Origin of the sequence: Dyella telluris (assembly GCF_014297575.1) — a bacterium.
Taxonomy (GTDB): Bacteria; Pseudomonadota; Gammaproteobacteria; order Xanthomonadales; family Rhodanobacteraceae; genus Dyella; species Dyella telluris.
Genome location: NZ_CP060412.1, coordinates 3368903 through 3390029 on the forward strand (window position 1 = coordinate 3368903; position 21127 = coordinate 3390029).

Sequence of the window (21127 nt, forward strand, 5' to 3'; positions counted from 1 at the left end):
AACAGTCAGGTGATAGTAGGTTTTGCCGTGGGAACACCATGATTTCAGTGCCAGCAACGCTCTTGAGCGTTCTGCGCTGGTTGACATCCGGGTTGTTCCGGGGGCTGTGTTCGCACCCCATGCCTTCACGGTGTTCGCCCGCTACACTGGCGCTTTGCCGCCATCCGCTTGCCCATGACGCAGCCCTTCACCGTTGCCTTCGACCCCGTAGCCCTCAAGCTGGGGCCGCTACAGATCCACTGGTATGGCCTGATGTATCTGGGGGGCTTTCTCGGCGCCTGGCTGGTGGCCGAGTACCGCCGGCAGCGCGGTCGCCTGCCGGTGTCGCGCGATGCGCTGGGCGACCTGGCGTTCTACGTGATGATGGGTGTGATCATCGGTGGACGCATCTGGTACATGCTGTTCTACGCCGACATCCACTGGATCTGGCAGGACCCGCTGGCCCTGTTCCGCGTGTGGGATGGCGGCATGAGTTTCCATGGCGGCCTGCTCGGCGTGCTCGCCGCCGGCCTTTGGTGGTCGCGCCGCAACAACATGCATTTCTTCGACACGGTGGATTTCGTCGCGCCGCTGGTGCCGATCGGACTTGGCCTGGGGCGACTGGGCAATTTCATCAACGGCGAGCTGTGGGGCAAGCCCGGCACGGTGCCGTGGGCCATGATCTTCCCGAATGCACGCTCGGCCGATGTGGACTGGGCCGCGGCGCATCCGCAGTGGCAGGCGACACTGGCCCAGTTTGGCGGGCTGCCGCGCCATCCTTCGCAGCTCTATGAAATGCTGCTCGAGGGCGTGGTGATGTTCACCGTGCTCTTCCTGGTGTCGCTCAAGCCGCGTCCGCGTTACCTCATCTCGGGGCTGTTCGCGCTGCTGTATGGCTGCTTCCGCTTCGGCGTGGAGTTTGTGCGCGTGCCCGACCCGCAGCTGGGTTATCTGGCATGGGGCTGGCTCACCATGGGGCAGATCCAGTCGCTGCCGCTGGTCGCCATTGGCCTGGTGCTGCTGGCGATGGCCCGCAAGGCGCCGACCATGCGTCTGTACAACGTGTCGATGCCCAACGAGGGCAAGGAGTAAGCCGTGCGCGCCTATCTGGACCTGCTTCAACACGTGCTGGATCACGGCGCCGAGAAAGCGGACCGCACGGGCACGGGTACGCGCAGTGTGTTCGGCTGGCAGATGCGCTTTGACCTGTCGGAAGGGTTTCCGCTGGTCACCACCAAGAAGCTGCACCTGAAGTCGATCATCCATGAGCTGATCTGGTTCCTGCAGGGCGATACCAACATTGCCTATCTGAAGGAAAACGGCGTCAGCATCTGGGACGAATGGGCCGACGAGCATGGCGAGCTTGGCCCCGTATACGGTCAACAATGGCGCGCCTGGCCCACGGCCGATGGCGGCGTAGTGGACCAGATCCGCTGGGTGGTGGACGAGATCCGGCGCAACCCGGATTCCCGCCGACTGGTGGTGAGTGCGTGGAACGTCGGCGAGCTGCCGAAAATGGCGCTGATGCCGTGCCACGCCCTGTTCCAGTTCTATGTGGCGGACGGCAAGCTCAGCTGCCAGCTTTACCAGCGCTCGGCGGACATTTTCCTCGGCGTGCCGTTCAATATCGCCAGTTACGCGCTGCTGACCCAGATGATTGCGCAGGTATGCGGCCTGGGCGTGGGCGATTTCGTCCATACGCTGGGTGATGCCCACCTGTACAACAACCACGTGGAGCAGGCCCGCCTGCAGCTGACCCGGGAACCCCGGCCGCTGCCGCAGCTGCAGCTCAATCCGGAGGTCAGTTCGGTGTTCGACTTCCGTTTCGAGGACGTCGCCATCGTCGGTTACGAGCCGTACAGCGCCATCAAGGCCCCGGTGGCGGTATAACAGGCTGCTGCCAGGGCCCTTGCTGACGCGAAGACCCGGCACGGGCTGTCATTGGGCGGGGATAAGGGGCGGCATCCTGCTAAGATCGGCGCCGCGCGACGCCCCTGGCCGGCGGCGCGGGTGGTCAACATTGTCGATGATTCAAGGATTTCCATGGCTATTTCGCTGATTGCCGCGCTGGATGAGAACTTCGCCATTGGCCGCAAGGGCCAGTTGCCGTGGCACCTGCCGGATGACCTGCGCTGGTTCAAGGAGCTCACCCTCGGCAAGTACGTGCTGATGGGCTACAACACGGCCGTCGCCATCGGCCGCCCCCTGCCGGACCGCACCAACCTGGTGTTGAGCCGCAAGCACGAGGCGCCGTTCCCGGGCCAGATCACGGTGCGGTCGCTGGCCGAGGGCCATGCCCGCGCCGGCGGCACCGGCCTGATGGTGATCGGCGGCGGTGAGGTCTATGCCGAAGCCCTGCCCAGCGCGCGTCGCCTTTACCTCACCTGGGTGAATGCCGCCGTGGACGGTGCCGACACGTTCTTCCCAGGCGTGCATTTCAGCGACTGGACGGAAGTCTCCCGCGTGCATCACAAGAAGGATGCCAACCACGCGTACGACTTCGACATGGTCGAGTACATCCGCGCCGACTGAGCGGCGCTGCACCGTGCCCACTCCGAGGGCCGATGCCATGCATGTCATGGCCGGCGTCCTGATCGACTCCCAAGGGCGCGTGCTGCTGGCACAGCGCCCCCCTGGCAAGCACCTGGCGGGGCTGTGGGAATTTCCCGGTGGAAAGCTCGAGGCGGGCGAAGCGCCTGCCGACGGGCTCGTGCGCGAGTTGCACGAGGAGCTGGGGGTTGAGGCGACGGTAAGCGAGCCGCTGATCCGGGTGCCCTGGCATTACGGCGAACGTAGCCTCCTGCTCGACGCACGCATGGTGCGGGCGTGGCAGGGCGAGCCCGCCTCGCTGGACGGGCAGGCGCTGCAGTGGCGTTTTCCGGACGCCGTTGACCTGGGCATGCTGGCACCCGCCGACCAGCACATTCTTCGCGCGCTGCAATTGCCAGTGCGCTACGCCATCACGGCCGACGCGCCGACGTCGGCACAGGACGAATGGCAGAACTGCCTGCGCCGTGCCATCGCGGCAGGTGAACAGATGATCCTGCTCCGTTTTCCACAGTGGCCGCCGGCCCGGATTCGCGCGCTGGCCGCCACCCTGCTGCCCGAGGCGCGTGCGCGCGGGGCACGCCTGCTGCTCAGCGGTGATGTCGACGGCGCGCTGGCGCTGGGCGAGGGCGTGGGCGTGCAGCTGAAAGCGGCACAGATCGGCCAGTGGCAGGAGCGTCCCTTGCCGTCGACACAGTGGATCGGGGCGAGCTGCCACGACGCCGACGATCTCGGGCGGGCGCTGGGTATTGCCGATTTCGCCACCTTGTCGCCGGTGGCTGTCACGGCGACGCATCCCGATGCGTCGCCGCTGGGGTGGAGCGCATTCACGCAGCTGGTCGATGCATCACCCTTGCCGGTCTATGCGCTGGGTGGCATGACCATGGAGCAGCTTGAACCGGCGCGACAGGCGGGCGGGCAGGGCGTGGCAGGTATCCGCGGATTCTGGTGAGCCTCGCCGGACGGCGTGGCTTCAGTGCCTGGCCTGGGCCAGCGACAGGTAACGTGCGTGCAGTTCGGCCACGGCGTGGTCGAGGGTCGCTTCGTCGCCCTGATTCTCGATGACATCATGGGCCAGCGACAGGCGATGCTCGCGCCGTGCCTGGCGTTCGATCATCCGTCGCGCGAGCGCCTCGTCGATGCCGTCGCGCAGCATCAATCGCTGCAGTTGCACGGATTCGGGGGCATCCACCACAAGGACGCGATCCACCCAGCGATAGTGATCGTGATTCTCGGCAAATAGCGGAATGGCCAGCAGACAGTAAGGGCCGCGGTCGGCCATCACGTGCTCGCGCAGCCACGTGCGCACGCGCGGATGCGTGATGGCTTCCAGCGCGCGTCGTTCCGCGTCGTTGCCGAACACGCGCTGGCGCATGGCGGCGCGGTCGAGTTCACCGCGTGCATCAAGCACGTCGGCGCCGAAGTGGGCCACGATCTCGCCCAGCCCCGCCGAACCCGGTGCGATGACCTCACGCGCCGCGATATCGGCGTCGTAGACATGGATGCCAAGCGCCTCGAAACGCCGCGACACGGCGCTCTTGCCCGCGGCGATGCCGCCGGTAAGGGCGACAACGAAGCGCGGGTGCGTGGAGGTCACTTCAGCCCCATCATTTGCATGTACTGGTGCAACAACCATTCACCGGCCACGAACCAGACCCAGCCGGCCGCGGCGATGAAGGGGCCGAACGGCATGGGGATATCCCGGCCGTGCTTGCGCAGCGCGATCAGGCCACCACCCACGATGGCACCGATCAGCGACGAAAGCAGGATGATCGGCAGCAAGGCCGTGGGGCCCATCCATGCGCCCAGTGCGGCGAGTAGCTTGAAGTCGCCGTAACCCATGCCTTCCTTGCCGGTGAGCAGCTTGAACAGCCAGTACACGCTCCACAGGCTCAGGTAGCCGATAGCGGCACCCACGATCGCCGTGCCGGGCAGCACGAACATCGGCAGCAGGCTGAGCAGCAGGCCCAACCACAGCAAGGGGTAATTGAGTTGGTCGGGCAGGTACTGCGTGCGGAAATCGATGCCGGCCAGCGCGATGAGCATCCAGGTGAACACCAGGCCGGCCAGTGCGACCGGATTGAGGCCGAACTTCCACACGATCACCGCGCTGGCCAGTCCGCTCAGCAATTCCACCAGCGGATACTGGATGGAGATCGGCGCCTTGCAGTAGCGACAACGCCCGCCCAGCAGCAGCCAGCCGAACAACGGGATGTTGTCGCGTGCCGTCAGCGGATGCTTGCAGTGAGGACAGTGGGACGGCTCGCGCACGATGCCGGGGGGCAACGCCGTGGCGTCGGGCTCCATGGCCAGCGTATCGAACGCATCCATGCGCCACTGCGCCATCAGGCGCGCCGGCAGGCGCAGGATCACCACATTCAGGAAGCTGCCGACCAGCAGGCCAAGGACGCCGGCGGCCGTGATCCAGCCCCAGGGGGGGAGTGCAAGCATGAGGACTTCCGAAGGCTATAAAAAAAGCCCCCCTCCCGGCGGGAGAGGGGCCTGGATGACGGGAGCTTACACGGTGCTCGCGAGCTTGAAGATCGGCAGGTACAGCGAGACGACCATGCCGCCGACGAGTACGCCCAGGATCACCATGATCAGCGGTTCGAGCAGGGTGGAGAGCGTATCGACCGCGTTGTTGACCTCTTCCTCGTAGAACTCGGCCACCTTGAACAGCATGTGGTCGAGGGCACCGGATTCTTCGCCGATGGCGGTCATCTGCACGACCATGTTCGGGAACAGGCCGGTCTGTCGCATCGACAGCTGCAGCTGGTGGCCCACGGCCACGTCTTCGCGCATCTGCTTCACGGCGTCGCCATAGACCACGCTGCCGGTGGCACCCGCCACGGCATCCATGGCCTCGACCAGCGGCACACCAGCTCGGAAGGTCACGCCGAGCGTGCGCGCAAAGCGAGCGATGGCGGACTGCCGGAGGATATTGCCGATCACCGGCACCTTCAGCATGACGCGATCAAGGAAGTGCGCGAACTTGACCGACCTTTGCTTGGCCATCACCAGGGCGACGATGCCGCCCACAATGGAGCCAACGACCAGCCACCAGTAGGATTTCATGAACTCCGACGCGCTGATCACGACCTGCGTCGGTGCAGGAAGCTCGGCGCCAGCGTCCTTGAACGTCTGCGCAAACACCGGCACCACGAAGAGCAGCATGATCATGCTGACCAGCAGGGCCACGGCCAGCACCATCACCGGATAGAACAGGGCTTTCTTGATCTTGGCCTTGATCGCCTCGGTGCGTTCCTTGTACGTCGCCACCGTGTCCAGCACCGAGTCGAGCACACCCGAGGCTTCGCCCGCGTGGACCAGGTTGCGATAGAGCTCGTCGAACTGCACGGGGTACTTGCCCAGTGCTTCGTGAAGCGCGGAACCACCTTCGATGGTCTGCTTCACGTCGGTGAGCATGTTCTTGAAGCGGATGTTCTTCTGGCCGTCGGCAATGATCTCGAAGGCCTGCACCATCGGCACACCGGAGGCCATCATGGTGGCGATCTGGCGGCTGAAGATGGCCACGTCGCGCGGCTTGACGGTGCTGCCGGAGGCGCCGAACAGTGGCTTGCCCCGTTCCTTCACCGTCTGCGGGTTCATGCCCTGGCGGCGCAGCTCGGCCTTGACGAGCGAGGCGTTCTTGGCCGCCATGTCGCCCTTCATGCGCTTGCCGCGCTTGTCCAGCGCCACCCAGTCGTAGGTGGTCAGCTTGCTGATCTCGGCGCGCTGGGCGCCGATCGACTTCACGTTCTTAGCGGTGGCCGCAGCCATGGCATTTCCCCCTGCTGGTACGGTCGGGCCGCTTCAGGATGCGGCCGTCTGATCGGATGCAGCTTAAGTCATTCCCCCGGCCTAATTCGTGGCACCTGACGCATCTTCGGTGCGACGGAGGTCGGCTCCCGGGGCGGCCGGGCCGCCCCCGAGGGTGTTCAGTCCTTGGTGACGCGGTCGATTTCGGCCAGGCTGGTCACGCCCTTCTTGACCTTGAGCAAGGCCGAGGCACGCAGGTCGTTTACGCCGGCCCGGGTCGCCGCTTCGGCGATCTGCAAGGTGTTGCCACCCTGGAGGATGATCTTCTGGATCTCCTCCAGCATCGGCATGACCTGATAGATGCCCACGCGGCCCTTGTAGCCTTCATTGCAGTTGTCGCAACCTACGGCCTCGTAGAGGGTCAGGCCGGCGTCGATGTCTTCCTGGGTGAAGCCTGCTTCCAGCAGCGTCTGCGGCGGCAGGTTCATGGGACGCTTGCAGTCGTGCAGGCGACGCGCCAGACGCTGGGCGATGATCAGGGTGACCGACGAGGTGATGTTGTAGGGCGCGATGCCCATGTTCATCAGTCGCGAGATCGTCTGCGAAGCATCGTTGGTATGCAGGGTGGACAGCACCATGTGACCGGTCTGCGCGGCCTTCACGGCGATTTCCGCGGTTTCCAGGTCGCGGATTTCGCCCACCATGATCACGTCCGGATCCTGGCGCAGGAAGGAGCGCAGGGCCGCCGCGAAGGTCATGCCGCGCTTGACGTTCTGCTGCACCTGGTTGATGCCTTCGACGCGGATTTCCACCGGGTCTTCCACCGTCGAGATGTTGCGTTCGGCGGTGTTGAGGATGTTGAGCCCCGTGTACAGCGACACCGTCTTGCCCGAGCCGGTGGGGCCGGTGACCAAGACCATGCCGTACGGCTTGTGGATGGCTTCGAGGTAGAGCTGTTTTTGCACGTCCTCGTAGCCCAGCGCATCGATGCCGAGCTTGGCGGCCGAGCCATCGAGGATACGCAGCACGATCTTCTCGCCGAACAGCGTGGGCAGCGTGCTCACGCGGAAGTCGACCGAGCGGCTCTTGGACAGGTTGAGCTTGATGCGGCCGTCCTGCGGCACACGTCGTTCGGCGATGTCCAGGCCAGACATGACCTTGATGCGCGAGGAAATGCGCGAGGCGAGCTTCATCGGCGGGTAGGCCACGGCGCGCAGCATGCCGTCCATGCGCAGGCGCACGCGGTACTGGGATTCGAAGGGCTCGAAATGGATATCGGAGGCGCCGCGCTTGATCGCGTCGACCAGGATCTTGTTGACGAACTTGACCACCGGGGCATCGTCGTTGCCGGTGGCGTCGTAGCCGGTGGATTCGGCCTCGTCGTCGCCGCTTTCCAGCGAGAGCTCGTCGAAATCGCCGCCACCCATGTCGGGTACGGCGTTGCTCATCGCGTTGAGCGCGGTTTCGATGATGCGCATCAACTGGCTGCGCTCGACCAGGATCGGCTCCACCATGCAGTTGGAGTGGAACTTGATCTCGTCCAGCGCGTGTGACTGCATGGGGTCGGCGATGCCGACGAACAGTCGCTTGCCGCGCTTGAACAGCGGCAGCGCGTGGTGCTTGTTGATCAGCGCTTCGCTGATCAGGTTCACCGGCATGTTGGCGGCCACCAACGCGGTGACATCCATCATCGGCATGCCGAACTCGTCGGACGCGATGCGGGTGAGCCTGGCGCTTTCCACCTGGTTGTTGTCCAGCAGCCAGGCAGTGAGCGACGTTTTGCTCTGCGTGGACTCGGCCACCGCCCGGCGGACATCCGCCTCGGGCAGTACACCTTCCGATACCAGCCTGCGCGCAAGGCCGGTAAGGCCCGCGAGCGAGGGTTGCATTAGCGTTGACATGGCGATACGGGTCCAGCCCCCTGATTGAAAGGGAATTTACCCCAGTTGACGGGGCAGGTCATCCGCCAGGCTCAGAGGAGGGTGCCCGGGGGTGATGGGGCGCACAGATCACCGGGCGCTCCCATGCCTGATCGTCAACCATGCAACAGCCATGCCTTGGCGCTTCGTGGCATGGACGCCGTTGCGGGCTTGGGATAGAAAGATCCGCCCGCCTGACGAACCGGACCCTCCGTGACACAGCCTGACCCTTCTCAGCCCTTTCTGGTCTTTGGCGCTCCTCGTATCGAAGAGGATGAGATCGCCGAGGTCGAGGCCTGCCTGCGCTCAGGCTGGTTGGGTACGGGGCCGCGTGTGGCCCGGTTTGAGGCGGACTTCGCCCGGTGGCGTGGCGTGCAGGTTTCGCAGGTGGCGGCGGTGAACTCGTGCACGGCTGCTCTCCATGTGAGCATGGTGGCGGCGGGCCTCGAGCCTGGCAGCGAAGTCATCACCACCCCGCTGACCTTCTGCGCCACGGTCAACGCCATTCTCCACGCCGGCCTGACGCCGGTGTTGGCGGACGTGGACCCCGTTACCCAGAACATTGACCCCGAGGCCATTGAGGCCGCCATCACCCCCCGTACGCGAGCCATCCTCCCGGTGCATTTCGCCGGACGTCCCTGCGCCATGGACCGGATCATGGCGATCGCCGAAAAGCACGGCCTGATGGTGATCGAGGACTGCGCCCACGCCATCGAAACCGAATTCCACGGCCAGCCGGCAGGTACCTTCGGGGACTTCGGCTGCTTCAGCTTCTACGTCACCAAGAACGTGGTGACCGGCGAGGGCGGCATGATCCTGGGGCGCGACGAGGAGCACATCGCCCGCGCCAAGGTGCTGGCCCTGCACGGCATGAGCAAGGACGCCTGGCACCGCTTCGGCGACGAAGGTTACCGCCATTACCAGGTGGTCGAGTGCGGCTTCAAATACAACATGATGGACCTGCAGGCGGCGCTCGGTATCCACCAGCTGGCCCGCGTGGAGCGCAACTGGGAGCGCCGGCGCCAGATCTGGCAGCGCTATGACGAATCCCTTGCCGCCCTGCCGATCGGCTTGCCGGCGGCGCCGGAGCCGGGCACGCGCCACGGCTACCACCTCTACACCGTGATGATCGATGCGGGGCGTGCCGGACTGGGCCGCGATGACTTCCTCGACGCCATGAATGCTCGCCGGATCGGCACGGGCGTGCACTACCTGTCGGTCCCCGAGCACCCTTATTACCAGCAGCGTTTCGGCTGGCGTCCCGAGCAGTGGCCGCAGGCGATGCGTCTGGGGCGCCAGACCGTCAGCCTGCCGCTGTCGCCCGCCATGTCCGATGGCGATGTCGAGCGGGTCATTGGGGCCGTCCATGCGGTGATCCGGGGCTGACGCCGGCGCTGCCAGGCCACACTCTGTGATCCAGTACCCGCAATTTCGCGCGGGTCGCCGTCCCCCGCGGATCGCTGTGGCGCTCAGGTTATGATGCGACTTCATCACCGGGGACACACTCTTGAATCGTCTAAGCATCATCCTGCCCGCGAAAAACGAGGGGCCGGCGCTGAAGGATTTGCTGCCACGCCTGCGCCAGGCTCAGCCAGAGGCGGAGATCATCGTGGTGGACGACGGTTCAACGGACGATACGCGCGACATCTGTGCGGCCGCAGGCGTGAAGTGCCTTTCCTCGCCGTACTCCATGGGCAACGGCGCTGCCATCAAGCGTGGCGCGCGCGCCGCTGGCGGTGACCTGCTGGTTTTCATGGACGGTGACGGCCAGCACGACCCGGCCGACATCACACGACTGCTGGCCAAGCTCGACGAGGGTTACGACATGGTGGTGGGCGCGCGCGACTGGAGCAGTCAGGCGGGCGTGGGTCGTGGCGTTGCCAACACGATCTACAACTGGCTCGCCACGCGCATGACAGGGCATGCCGTGGAAGATCTCACCTCCGGTTATCGCGCCGTGCGCGCCGACCGGTTCCGCGAATTCCTGCACCTACTTCCCAATGGTTTCTCGTATCCCACCACGAGCACCATGGCGTTCTTCCGCAGTGCCTATCCGGTGGCCTACGTGCCGATCAAGGCCGCGCAGCGCATTGGCAAAAGCCATATCAAGCCACTCAAAGATGGCATCCGCTTCCTGCTCATCATCTTCAAGATCGCTACGCTTTATTCGCCGTTGAAGTTGTTCGCGCCGGCAAGCGTGGTCTTCTTTGTCCTAGGCTGGGCGAACTATCTGCGCACGTTCTTCGCCTATGGGCGCCTCACCAACGGTAGTGCCCTCATGTGGAGTGCCGCCGTCATTGTGTTCCTCATAGGTCTGGTTTCCGAGCAGATTACCGCGTTGACGTATCGCAAAGATGGTTGAGCACGTAGATACCCGTTCGCGAGCGATGCTTGTGACGAGAAATTTTCCTCCATTGCTTGGTGGAATGGAGCGGCTCAACCAACACCTTCTGGAAAGTTTGGCGAAGGTATGGCGCACGTCCATGTGCGGACCAGCGGGTTCGGCGCGTTTTGCCAGCACTGCGGAAGAAGTCCGGGAAGTGGCGATAAGTCCGCTTTCAGCTTTTCTCGTCAAGTCCTTGTGGTTCTCATGGCGAATGGCTATTCGCCAACGGCCAGAATGGATTGTGGCCGGAAGTGGTCTGATGGCACCCATCGCATGGCTGTCGGCTCGGCGCAGTCGCGCGAAAGTGGCGGTGTACCTTCATGGTCTGGACATCATTGCGCCGAGCGTCATCTATCGTTGGCTGTGGCTACCTTTCATCCGGCGGTGTGACGTGGCGTTGGTCAATAGTCGGGCCACCATGGCTTTGGCGCTTGAGAAGGGCGTGCCCTCGGAGAGGATCAGCGTAGTCAACCCCGGCGCGGAGATTCCCGAGTTTGATCCTCAACGTGCAGCGCGATTTCGCGCGGCTTACGATCTTGGCGACGCTCCCTTGATGTTGTCCGTGGGAAGGCTGACTCGCCGCAAGGGCCTGGCCGAGTTCGTGGCCAAGGCACTTCCCGTCATTGTCGCAGCGAAGCCAGATGCAGTGTTGCTGATAGTTGGTGATGAGGCTCGCAATGCCTTGCATGGCGGACGGGGTGGTGAGAAGGACCACATACTTCGCGTTGCCAATGAGGTTGGCGTCAAAAACCATATCCTTTTCCTTGGCCACTGCAGTGAAGAAGATCTCCATGCAGCCTATGAGGCTTCTGATGTGCACGTGTTCCCGGTGCTTTCGCTCCCCGGCGATGTAGAGGGGTTCGGAATGGTGGCCTTGGAAGCAGCGGCCCACGGCCTGCCTAGCGTGGCATTTGATGCTGGCGGGGTGTCGGATGCTATTGAGCCGGGTATCACGGGCGATTTGGTGACACAGGGAGCGTATGACGAACTGGCCTCTCGAGTTCTGATCTACATGAATCGAACGGGAGGCGGTAAGCGCATGCCTGAAGGCTGCTTGGCATTCGCCAGGAGCAAGGCCTGGACGGTGTTTGCCCAAAAGTCGTTGGCTGCACTTGGGCGGTGACGGGTCTACTGAGTCCAGTCGCAGGGCGTACGGACCATGTAATCGATTTGCCAGGGTGTTGAGATCGAGCCATGTTGTTGGGTCGCTGTCTTATGTGAGCGGCCAAAGGGCTTCAAGTTGCTGGCTGGTGAAATTGGATGTTGTTTCGGCGTGTATGTTTCTTCGGAATATGGGCACGCTGTCGCTTGATGGTTTTATCAGGGAGTTGCGTTGATGGGGTCTTGTAGCCGAGAGCCATCTTTGCCTGGCTTGACAACGAGGGGGCGCGTGAGATCTGGCTTGTGGTGGGAGCCTTTATGGAAGGACGGGTCTTGGTGCCAGGTGCGAGCGGGATGACGAAGCAGCCGATTCGCGTCTGGCTGCCGACGCTTCGCGCGGGAAGTGGGTCGGACGTTTTCGCGCAGCGGCTAGCTGATGGGCTTGCCAGAGCTGGACACGATCCTCGCCTACAGTGGTTTGATCACGATCGCGAATGGCGTCCCTGGACGCTGCGCTCTGAGGCTGCTCCATCGGGAGTCGATGTAGTCCATGCGGGTAGTTGGCAAGGGTTCGCGTTCAAACGCGCAGGAGTTCCCTTGGTGATTACAGAACACCAGTACATCCAACACCCAGAATTCACGCCGCATAGAGGGCGACTGCAGTCGCTTTATCACCATTTTTTTGTTCGTAGATGCGTGCTGCAATCCTATCGTGCTGCGGACGCCCTCGTTGCCGTGAGTGCTCATACTGCAGGCGCAATGCGCCCGAATGCAGGACGCCCTGTTCAGATGATTCATAACTGGGTGGACACCGAGCGATTTGCCCCCCAAGAGCGGATGTCGGCGAGTTCCGATGGAGTGTTTCGGCTACTTTTTGTGGGAAATCCGTCGCGCTGGAAAGGGGCGGATGTCTTGCCTGAGCTTATGGGGCGCTTGGGGCCAAACTTCGAAATCCAATGTTTGGGTGGCTTGCGCCGTTCTTTCAAGTCCAATCAGTTGGTGCCCGGGATGGTCTTGCGTGATCCGGTGAAGGCGGAGGAAATGCCGAGTGTCTATCACTCAGTGGATGCGGTGCTGGTGCCGACACGTTATGAGGCGTTTGGATACGTTGCGGTTGAGGCGATGGCCTGCGGGCTCCCTGTGCTTGGGTTCGCCAGTACTGGTACCGCAGAAGTATGTGTGCATGGAGAAACCGCATTGTTGGCACCTATGGATGATGTGGAAATGTTGGCGCGCTATGCCCGCCAGCTTTCAAATGATGCGGCGCTCCGTGGTCGGCTCGGTGCGGCGGGGCGACAGCGTGCGTTGGCCTATTTCTCTGAGCACAAAGCTATAAACGCATATACGTCTCTTTACGAGGAGCTCATTGAGCAAAGGAGGGCACATGGGTGAGCTTGATCCGACTCCGTATTGGTTGCCCGATGAGCTGGAAAGTGTCGACCAGTGTCCGGTTTGCCAGTCGTCGCGCAGTGCTATTGCTTATGAAGGCCTGCGGGATGAATTGGAGGGGGTTCCCGGCGAATGGAGCATGCGTAGATGCTTAAGTTGCGGGAGCTTCTACTTGGGTCTGCGTCCCAAGGCGCTTGCTATCGGCAAAGCCTATGCCTCCTACTACACCCATGTAAGCGGTTTGGAGCGCATGGCTGCAGACAACGGGACGTCGTTTCTGTGGCGCTTGTCCAATGGCTATATGAACGCGCGGTTTGGATCGGCGAGGGCGCCGGCGTCTTTTGTCGGGCGAATTGTGCTGCCATGGCTCCTGCCTTTGCGTCAGCAGTTGGACTTCTTTTATCGCCACTTGCCAGGTCGGCCGGGTAAGCTGTTGGACGTAGGGTGTGGTAATGGAATCTTTCTGTTGCGCGCAAAAGATGCCGGTTGGGATGTTCAGGGCATTGAGCCAGATCCAATGGCAGTGGCCGCAGCACGCAGGGCTGGGCTAGACGTGATTGAGGGCACGCTGGATGCCTACGGTGGAGACGGTGATTTCGATGTTGTGACGACGTCTCACGTCATAGAGCATGTGCATGACCCTCGCCGATTTGTAGAGCAGATGTTCGCTTTGCTCAGGCCCGGAGGTCGGTTATGGATAGCCACGCCCAATGCACAGAGCCTTGGGCACCGTCACTTTGGACATGCGTGGCGAGGACTCGAGCCGCCGCGCCACATTACGGTATTGACACAGCGAGCGCTGAGGGAGTTGCTTGAAAGTACGGGGTTTCGGCAAATCCGTAACCATCGGCGCGGCCGCGGCTCTGGCTATATTCTACGGGCCTCAATGAAGCTGGCTGAGCGCTACGGTTCGCCTGCCACTCCGCTCTCAAATCGATGGGTAGATCTTTTGGCGACATGTAGTGCCGCCTTAGGAGAGGAGTGCGTGGTGTCTGCCGTCAAAGGGTGGTGTGATGAATGATGACGGGCTGATTGGGTTATTGCTCAACTTCAGAGATGCTACACGCAGTGCCCGCTGTGTGCGATCCCTGCTCGATGAGGGAGTCCCTCGCGTGCTGGTTTGGGACAACTCGGCTGACGAAGGTGTTTCCGCCTCACAATTGCGCGACATCTTTTCTTCCGATCCACGCGTGATTATTGAGGTAAGTGCGAATAATCTCGGTTTCGCCATGGGCGTCAATCGAAGTATTCGTTTGGCCACGGAGCGCCTCGGCGCGAGCACTGTGCTGATCATCAATAACGATGCAACGCTTATGGTCGGGGCGTTGAGGGCCTTGCGTGGGGAGGCTGCAGCACGCCCCCAGGCGGCAGTCATCAGTATGGATATCGATCACGCCGGAACGCGTGGCGGTGTGCAGTTCTATCAGCGCTTGAGTGGTTTGCTGTTTGCTCGACCTGTGGCCGGCACCTTTTCCTATGCGAGTGGTTGCTGCCTCTGGATCGACATGAGGAGAGTGCCGCTGCCTTTATTTGATGAAGCATTCTTCATGTACGGGGAGGACTGGGAACTCGGATGGCGGCTCCGGCAAATGCCCGGAATGTGGATCCATCTGCCTTCTTTGCTGGTCAGTCACGAGGGCTCTGCCAGCAGCAAGCTCGGGTCCACGTTCTATGAGACTCATATGGTCGCTGCCCATCTTTTGCTTGCGCGGCGGCTTGGACGTAGTGCGACGGAAGCAGTATTCCTGTCCGCGACTAGACTTCCCGTGCTTTTGGCTCGTGCAGTCTTGCGTAGCATGCGTTATCGATCGTTGAGACCTTTGCGCGCACTTGGGTCTGGGGCACGCCTAGCCTGGCGGCGCCTGGGGTAACGCTGGTTGGGTGGGTCGAATGCAGCGCGCGACGAGCACCAGGCCGGTCATTGCCATGACCAGATCCGAGAGAATGACGGCAGCGACCAGGCCCATGACTCCCCACCATGGGGTAAGGGTTAGTATGGCGATCAACATCAGGATAATGCCCAGAGTCTCAAAGCCCATGCGCTCCAGAGGGTGCCCAAGCGCGACGAGCACGCTGCCAGTGGCCAACCTCAGCGAAGTAAATGGTGTCGCCAATGCCATCCATCTCACTAGTTGAGCTGTGCGACTGAATTCAGCTCCGAGGATCCATGGGAGCAGTGGTGCAATGAGCAATAGCAGGATTCCGCTGAGAATGCCCCACCCGGCGGCAAGGGCAAACATCGTCCGGATCAGTGTGCGCGCGTTACGATCTTGCTCTCGTGCGTGCCGGAACAAGCGCGGCTGAGCGGTAAGGAGCATTGCCAGCACGGGCAACACGACGGCTCCCATTATTCTCGATCCGGCAACATAGATGCCTGCATCGGTGGCTCCTACTTGCCGCACAGCGGCAATCTTGTCGATCTCGGTAGGGTTGGTGGCTACCAGCAGCATTGCTGCATAGGTACCGCCTTCCTTGAGTTCGTCTCGTGTGGCAAGACGGGGGCGCCAATCAAGTGAAACGTATCCTCTGGCTATCCACCAGCCTGTTGCCGCGCCCATAAGGGACGCAAGGAACTGGAGTCCCACATATGTTTCGAGTCGGTCTGGCCCATGCAACATGTAGCACGGAGGTACAGCGAGCACTCGAAGTCCAAGTGGGAACCATTGGATCCACTGGCTTAGTGGCACCTTTTCTGCTGCTTGCAAAGCGAAGCTGGCAAGAGTTGTGAGTGGCGTGAGCAGAAGCTCCGTTGCGCCGATGATTGCCCACAGTTGCCATGTGAGCTCGCCCCCGATCAGTCCACGCCCAACAGTGACGTAAAAGACAAACAACAAGCTGCCGACAATGCAAGTCAATGGCCAGGCGTAGCGCCATATATCCACAGCAGCATCGAGATGGCCACTGGCATGCTTGAGCAGCACATAGCCACTGCCGAAAGTCGAAAGCGTGCCAAGCACGATGGCGCATGAAGCCGCTGACGCAAACTGTCCGTAGACCGCGGGACCGAGCAAACGCGTAAGCATGACTAGCGTTGCTGCTAGCGTGATTAGGCGCAGCACCAGTATGGTTGCGGTTTGCAGGCTCTTGCGTGCCAGAGTGCCTTTCATGATCGGAGATTTTGATGACAGAGGCCATGAAGCCCACTGTCGGCATGCGGGATTTGCCGAGTGTGTGGCGCGGACGACAATTTGCCAAACATCACTTGACCGCTCCGGCTCCTGAATGCGCAGCAGCAGGTTTTTCTTTTGCAGCGATTCGTGCACTCAAGATGGCCATGCCTGCATCCAGATGTCCGCCGAAGTTGAGCTGTTGAAGGTCGTTCAGACTCTGTCGCGCTTCGTCCAGGCGATCCATGTCGGTGAGCATGCGAATCAGCGTCACTCGGTACGCTGGTTCTTTGGGGTTGGCGGCAACGGCCTCTCGCAGCATCTTTACCCCTAGGGCATGATCGTTGAGTGCTTCCCAAGCGTACACGCCGTACATATTAAGCAGCCTGGCACCCGGCTTCGGGTGGGACAAGGCTGCAAGATATGCCTCTAGCATGCGTTCCTTCGGAAGGTCGCACTCTCCCATAATTTGACATGAGCTCAGTTCCTCCAGTGAACTTTCATCTTGCACCGTGGATTTTCGCGCCTTGAGCTTGGTGATCATGCTGTCCCACCAACGGCCTTCCAGTGGAAGATGCATGCGGGCGTTCATGAAAATCAGCGCCTGCTGCGGAAGGATTGACGATTCAGGCAGCGCTGCGGCTTTCTCTAGGGCGTCATAAGCCAAATTCCGATATGGTGAGGTCGGGTCGTATTTTGAGTAGATGATGTAGGTTCGGCCAAGCTCATACATGGCGCGGGGGGAGTCGGGTGCGCGTGATGCAAAGTCAATCGCTTGGCGCAGCGGATTCCCCCAGGCATAGGCCGTGACCATGGTGAGCACGCCCCAAGAGACTATCAGTCCGCCGAACAGGATGTGGCGGGGCATTGCAAGCGGTATGGCTTTCTCTGCGTCATGTTTGCTGGCATCAGAATCTTTCCTCCAGGTGCCTGGAGCAGTCAGTAGCGGAATAATGGCCAGCATGACACCAAGGCTGGCGAAGTAGTTCCGGTGCTCGTAGACCAGCTCCAGCGGAAGAATGGTGCCTGCCAGAAGGTGACAAGCCAAAAAAAACAAAGTCCCCAGAGCGACCAAGGGAAAGCGCTGGCGGATACGAACGGCAAGCACGACCAATCCCAGCAGCGCCAACATGCTCGCGAGGGTGGTCCATGGTGTAAGCACACCTGTCGAGACGCGGTACTGGTCGTGATAGAACGACAGCGCCTGTGGCGTGGGAAATACGGTCCATACTAGATACGAGGTGACGACGCGGGTCTCCGTCAAAAGACGGGTGCCGAGCGTGAAGTCGCGCGCCGCCCAAGTTTCAGGGTTGAGCACACCAGGCAGCAGCCAAGCGAGGCCGATGACCATGGGGACCAGCAGCGCTGCGACAAATAGGGCGCCAATGCGCCAGTCGAAACGACGTCCTTCATGTTGCTGGTCCGATCGCATTGCTGGTGCGAAAAGTACCCACTCCGTGCATAGCGCATACAGGGGGAGCATTACGGCCGTTTCCTTGGCCAGTGCACCGACAACGGTCGGAAGCGTAATGCTCAGGCAGCAAAGGGTGAAACCTTTCCATGATCGAGTACTTTTGATCATGGATGCGCGGCCAGCGACGTAGCCGATCAGGCCAAGGAGAACGAACAGGTTCGCCAGGCTCTCCTCGCGCTGGACAATATAGAGAACGGCAGTGAGGTTGATGGGAAGAATCATCCACGCGCCAGCAATGCATGCCGCGGTGACGTTGGCTCCTTGGTATGCGGCGCAATCCCTGTACCTTGTCGCCAGTTGCACCAGCATGCGAGCGAGCATGAACACCAATACGCCATTCAACAGGTGGATGGCGAGATTGGTGATCTTCCAGCCCCAAGGGTTCATGCCGCTGGCGGCAAAATTGGAGACGAAACTGAGCGAGGCCAGTGGTCGCTTGAAATCACTGGCGGGCGATGACAGCGCCGCGCGAATCAATGATGCGACATCGAATCTGGCAGGCTGCACACCGGGATTGTTGACGATGTTCGTATAGTCATCAAACAGCCATCCACCTGAGAGGCCGGGCCAGTAAATGACGATGGTGAGCAAAGTGGCTAGTGCAAAGATCACATAGCCGTGCCGACGGTATCGGTTGGAGAATGACATTGCCTGATTGACCACGGACTCGTTTGTTGGCGGGGCAGGGCGCCCTCGCGGTGTTTTGATTATGGACGAGAGGAGGGGCGATTACCTTGCATCCTCGTCCCCAGCATTGGGTTTTCTCTTGCAGCCGCGGAGCGTCCGGCTTTTCATTTCATGTGCGCAATGGCGGCAATGGCTTCTTGGTTGATGGCCTTGTCGTCCACCAGCAAGCGCCTCAGCAGCGGCAGGCGGCTAGTGTCGGTGTCGCGCAGTACGTCGATAGCCTGCGTGCGCAGCCCTGCGCTGACCAGATACTTCGCCTGTATTCTGGGGATATTGGCATCCGGGTCGGCTTGATAGGTGGCGTCCAGTTCACTCATGGCCATACCAAGGTCGCCGCGCTGCACCGCCCAAAAATGTTTCTGGTAGTGGAGAAAGCCGGAGGACACTGGGTTGTCACCGTAGGCCGCATTACCCAGCAGGATGTCAACGCTATCTCTCCAGCGGGAATCATTCAGCGCCGGGCATTGCTTGCTGGCGGCCAGCTTGCGCAAGAGCTCCATATTCTCGAAAGCTGCGCGATCGAAGGGGGCTGTGCGTAGCAACTGGTCAAGTTCATCCATGTCCTTGGGGGCTAGCGTGCCCATCCGGCAACGCAGGTAGATCCGGTTTTCAGCCAATCCCGGGTTGTCCGGGTGATGCACTTGAGCGGCCTCGATGGTGTGTAGTGACTGATCCAGGTGACCGCTTTTTACCAGACGCTCTGCCAGGTAGGTTTGTGCACGAATGGAGTCTGGCTGCGCCTGGGCCCACGCGGTGGCCAGCAGGTTCTCCGAGGCGTAGACGCGAGCACTCAGTGCCGTGGCAAGGCAGCAGGCGACCAGCCAGGTGCCGTAGGTGAGTTGTGCAAGCTTGCGCTGGGCAGGGGCCTGAAGCCGCACCATGCCCATACTTATCGCCACCATGACGCCGATAAGGGGTACGTAATTGCGATGCTCGAAATACAGTTCCAGCATCACTGTGGAACTTTCGATCAACTGCCCCGCCAGATACCACAGGATGCCCATGGCCAGCAGCGGCCTACGCTTGATGGAGGCCAGACCCGCCACCAGGGCTACCACCAGTGCAATGACGCAAAGCGCGGTGCTGGCTGGTGACATCAGATCATGGGAGACGGTGAAGTTATCGTGGTAAAGCCCGTAGACCCCAAATTGTGGGAGCAGGGTGTTGCCGAGGTAGCTGGCAAGCACACGCGGTTCGGTCAGCAGTCGCTCGCCCAGCGTGAAATTCCGGCTGTAGTGCTGGCCCCATGCTGCAAAGCCAGCGTTGATCAGATAGGCCAGCACAAAAAGGATGGCTGGCCAGATCAGCAGGCGTCGTAACCATTGAAGCGTACGAGGGAGCTGGGCCACCTGCGTTCGCAGTACGGTGGCATCCAGCACCAGTGCGTAAAGTGGCAACAGAATGCCGTTTTCCTTGCACAGAAAGCTCAGCGCGGTGCAAAGGCCGAGGCCAGTGAACATCCAGACTGCGCGGCGGTGCGCCGGTAAGTTCTTTCCCAGGACACAGTGCAGATAGGCGAGCAGGCCTAGCAGCACAAACAACGCCATCAGTAGCGTCATGCGCTGTATCACCAGCACCACGCCGGAAAGCGCCATGGGGTTGAGTAGCCAAGCGGCGGTGGCGAGTAGGGCCGCCAGATCATGTTGGCTGATGCTTTCTACAGGGCGGTTGTTCTGTCTCAGTGCTTGGGACAGTCGGCGAGTCAATAGAAAGACCAGGCAGCCACAGGCGAGGTGAATCCCAAGATTCACCAGCTTGAAGGGGAGAGGGGATTGGGGCCAGTCACTTCGCTGCAGCAGAAAGCTCAGCATCGAAAGCGGCCGGCCGGGAAAGTCGCGTGCCTGGGAGAGATAAATGCCCAGGTCGCGCCAGCTCGACAAGTGTTCGATGCTGGTCAGTGCGGAGAGGTTGGGAGAGTCGTCAAAAAGAAACGGGCCGCGCAGTGAGGGCCAGTAAATCAAGGTGCAGATGGTCAGTACAACAGCCAGCCAGGGCCAGGTGTGTCTGAATCGGATTTGAGGTGCTGGACGCATGAGGCCCTATGGAAGATGGTTGGGCGCGATTTGTCCCATAGGGGAGGTTTGGTCCGCTGCAAGCGTGTTGGTGGGGAATGCAAAAAGACCCCTCCCGAGGGAGGGGTCTTCCAGGGTACGTCTTGAACTAAAACGCCCTGACCTTACTTGGTGCCAGCGCAAACCTGCGGCAGGTATTTCTGCGGGATACCTGCGCTGGCGCAGGACCAGGTGACGGCGCCGCCGTTGCTCAGATCACCGGTGACAGTGACAGTCTCGGCACCCAGCGGCTTGGACACCGAGCCCGCAGCCTTGAACGTCACGGTGATACCGCAGCTGCTGGCGCCGGAGGCGGCCACTTCCGCTTGGGCCACGTACTTGCCCGAGTAGCTGCCGACCGGGAGGAATCCAGTGGTCGAGTTGGTCGGGCAGGAACCGGTCTGGTTGAAGTACTCGACGATCGGGGTCTTCAGGCCGTCAGCGATGGTCTGCGACTCGGAGAACTGCGACTTGGTGATGTAGTTCTGGTACTGCGGGATCGCGATAGCGGCCAGGATCGCGATGATCGCCACGACGATCATCAGTTCGATCAGGGTAAAGCCCTTCTGCACGTTCTTCATGGTGGTTCCTCTGTTTTGGTTAGCTAACCGGTAATGCCCCCTGAGCCCCGGTCCCGTTTCCCCCTAGGCGGGAACGGACCCCTTCACTGCGGTCTGGAACGACCAGGAAGCTCCTGACACCCGCAGCATGTTCTATGCCACGATCGC

At 61.4% G+C, this 21127-nt stretch carries 18 protein-coding genes; 10 read left to right on the plus strand and 8 right to left on the minus strand.

Annotated elements, in window-relative coordinates; genetic code table 11:
- Positions 1-174: 174 nt before the first annotated feature.
- The 4 genes from lgt (at position 175) to H8F01_RS14760 (ending at position 3478) form a co-directional block, all read left to right on the plus strand.
- Positions 175-1071, plus strand: coding sequence for a prolipoprotein diacylglyceryl transferase (gene lgt / locus H8F01_RS14745; protein WP_187055841.1), 897 nt, complete (start codon positions 175-177; stop codon positions 1069-1071).
- A 3-nt stretch (positions 1072-1074) separates the two neighbouring features.
- Positions 1075-1869, plus strand: coding sequence for a thymidylate synthase (locus tag H8F01_RS14750; protein ID WP_187055842.1), 795 nt, complete (start codon positions 1075-1077; stop codon positions 1867-1869).
- A gap of 153 nt (positions 1870-2022) precedes the next feature.
- Positions 2023-2511: a dihydrofolate reductase gene (locus H8F01_RS14755; RefSeq protein ID WP_187055843.1), complete on the plus strand. Its 489-nt coding sequence runs from the start codon at positions 2023-2025 to the stop codon at positions 2509-2511.
- Between the two features lie 37 nt (positions 2512-2548).
- Positions 2549-3478 carry a Nudix family hydrolase gene (locus tag H8F01_RS14760; RefSeq protein WP_187055844.1) on the plus strand — a complete coding sequence of 310 codons (930 nt, stop codon included), beginning with the start codon at positions 2549-2551 and terminating at the stop codon, positions 3476-3478.
- A gap of 21 nt (positions 3479-3499) precedes the next feature.
- Here the strand turns inward: H8F01_RS14760 and coaE are convergent, their stop codons facing one another.
- The 4 genes from coaE to pilB all read right to left on the minus strand — a co-directional run bounded on the left by coaE (position 3500) and on the right by pilB (position 8186).
- Entirely contained in the window at positions 3500-4123 is a 624-nt protein-coding gene (gene coaE, locus H8F01_RS14765) for a dephospho-CoA kinase (RefSeq protein WP_238480998.1), read from the minus strand.
- Positions 4120-4977, minus strand: coding sequence for a prepilin peptidase (locus H8F01_RS14770; RefSeq protein ID WP_187055846.1), 858 nt, complete (start codon positions 4975-4977; stop codon positions 4120-4122). The genes coaE and H8F01_RS14770 overlap by 4 nt, the downstream gene beginning before the upstream one ends.
- 66 nt (positions 4978-5043) lie before the next feature.
- Positions 5044-6306 carry a type II secretion system F family protein gene (locus tag H8F01_RS14775; protein WP_187055847.1) on the minus strand — a complete coding sequence of 421 codons (1263 nt, stop codon included), beginning with the start codon at positions 6304-6306 and terminating at the stop codon, positions 5044-5046.
- A gap of 158 nt (positions 6307-6464) precedes the next feature.
- Positions 6465-8186 (minus strand): type IV-A pilus assembly ATPase PilB, encoded by a 1722-nt coding sequence (pilB, locus tag H8F01_RS14780; protein ID WP_187055848.1) that lies wholly within the window; start codon positions 8184-8186, stop codon positions 6465-6467.
- A gap of 231 nt (positions 8187-8417) precedes the next feature.
- Here pilB and H8F01_RS14785 point away from each other — a divergent pair, with 231 nt between their 5' ends.
- The 6 genes from H8F01_RS14785 to H8F01_RS14810 all read left to right on the plus strand — a co-directional run bounded on the left by H8F01_RS14785 (position 8418) and on the right by H8F01_RS14810 (position 14951).
- A complete protein-coding gene (locus H8F01_RS14785) occupies positions 8418-9590 on the plus strand; it encodes a DegT/DnrJ/EryC1/StrS family aminotransferase (RefSeq protein ID WP_187055849.1) in 1173 nt (390 codons plus the stop codon).
- Positions 9591-9711: 121 nt separating this feature from the next.
- Positions 9712-10566 (plus strand): glycosyltransferase family 2 protein, encoded by an 855-nt coding sequence (locus H8F01_RS14790; protein WP_187055850.1) that lies wholly within the window; start codon positions 9712-9714, stop codon positions 10564-10566.
- Positions 10559-11713 (plus strand): glycosyltransferase family 4 protein, encoded by a 1155-nt coding sequence (locus H8F01_RS14795; RefSeq protein WP_187055851.1) that lies wholly within the window; start codon positions 10559-10561, stop codon positions 11711-11713. Before H8F01_RS14790 ends, H8F01_RS14795 begins: the two co-directional genes overlap by 8 nt.
- Positions 11714-12045: 332 nt before the next feature.
- A complete protein-coding gene (locus H8F01_RS14800; protein WP_187055852.1) occupies positions 12046-13083 on the plus strand; it encodes a glycosyltransferase family 4 protein in 1038 nt (345 codons plus the stop codon).
- Entirely contained in the window at positions 13076-14101 is a 1026-nt protein-coding gene (locus tag H8F01_RS14805; protein ID WP_187055853.1) for a class I SAM-dependent methyltransferase, read from the plus strand. The genes H8F01_RS14800 and H8F01_RS14805 overlap by 8 nt, the downstream gene beginning before the upstream one ends.
- Positions 14094-14951 (plus strand): glycosyltransferase family protein, encoded by an 858-nt coding sequence (locus H8F01_RS14810; protein WP_187055854.1) that lies wholly within the window; start codon positions 14094-14096, stop codon positions 14949-14951. The genes H8F01_RS14805 and H8F01_RS14810 overlap by 8 nt, the downstream gene beginning before the upstream one ends.
- Here H8F01_RS14810 and H8F01_RS14815 read toward each other — a convergent pair.
- The 4 genes from H8F01_RS14815 to H8F01_RS14830 form a co-directional block, all read right to left on the minus strand.
- Positions 14928-16187, minus strand: coding sequence for a lipopolysaccharide biosynthesis protein (locus H8F01_RS14815; RefSeq protein ID WP_187055855.1), 1260 nt, complete (start codon positions 16185-16187; stop codon positions 14928-14930). The genes H8F01_RS14810 and H8F01_RS14815 overlap by 24 nt on opposite strands.
- Positions 16188-16278: 91 nt before the next feature.
- Entirely contained in the window at positions 16279-18324 is a 2046-nt protein-coding gene (locus H8F01_RS14820; protein WP_338017281.1) for a tetratricopeptide repeat protein, read from the minus strand.
- 128 nt (positions 18325-18452) lie between these two features.
- Positions 18453-20381: a hypothetical protein gene (locus H8F01_RS14825; RefSeq protein WP_187055856.1), complete on the minus strand. Its 1929-nt coding sequence runs from the start codon at positions 20379-20381 to the stop codon at positions 18453-18455.
- 143 nt (positions 20382-20524) lie between these two features.
- Positions 20525-20980 (minus strand): pilin, encoded by a 456-nt coding sequence (locus H8F01_RS14830; protein WP_187055857.1) that lies wholly within the window; start codon positions 20978-20980, stop codon positions 20525-20527.
- Between the last annotated feature and the right edge of the window lie 147 nt (positions 20981-21127).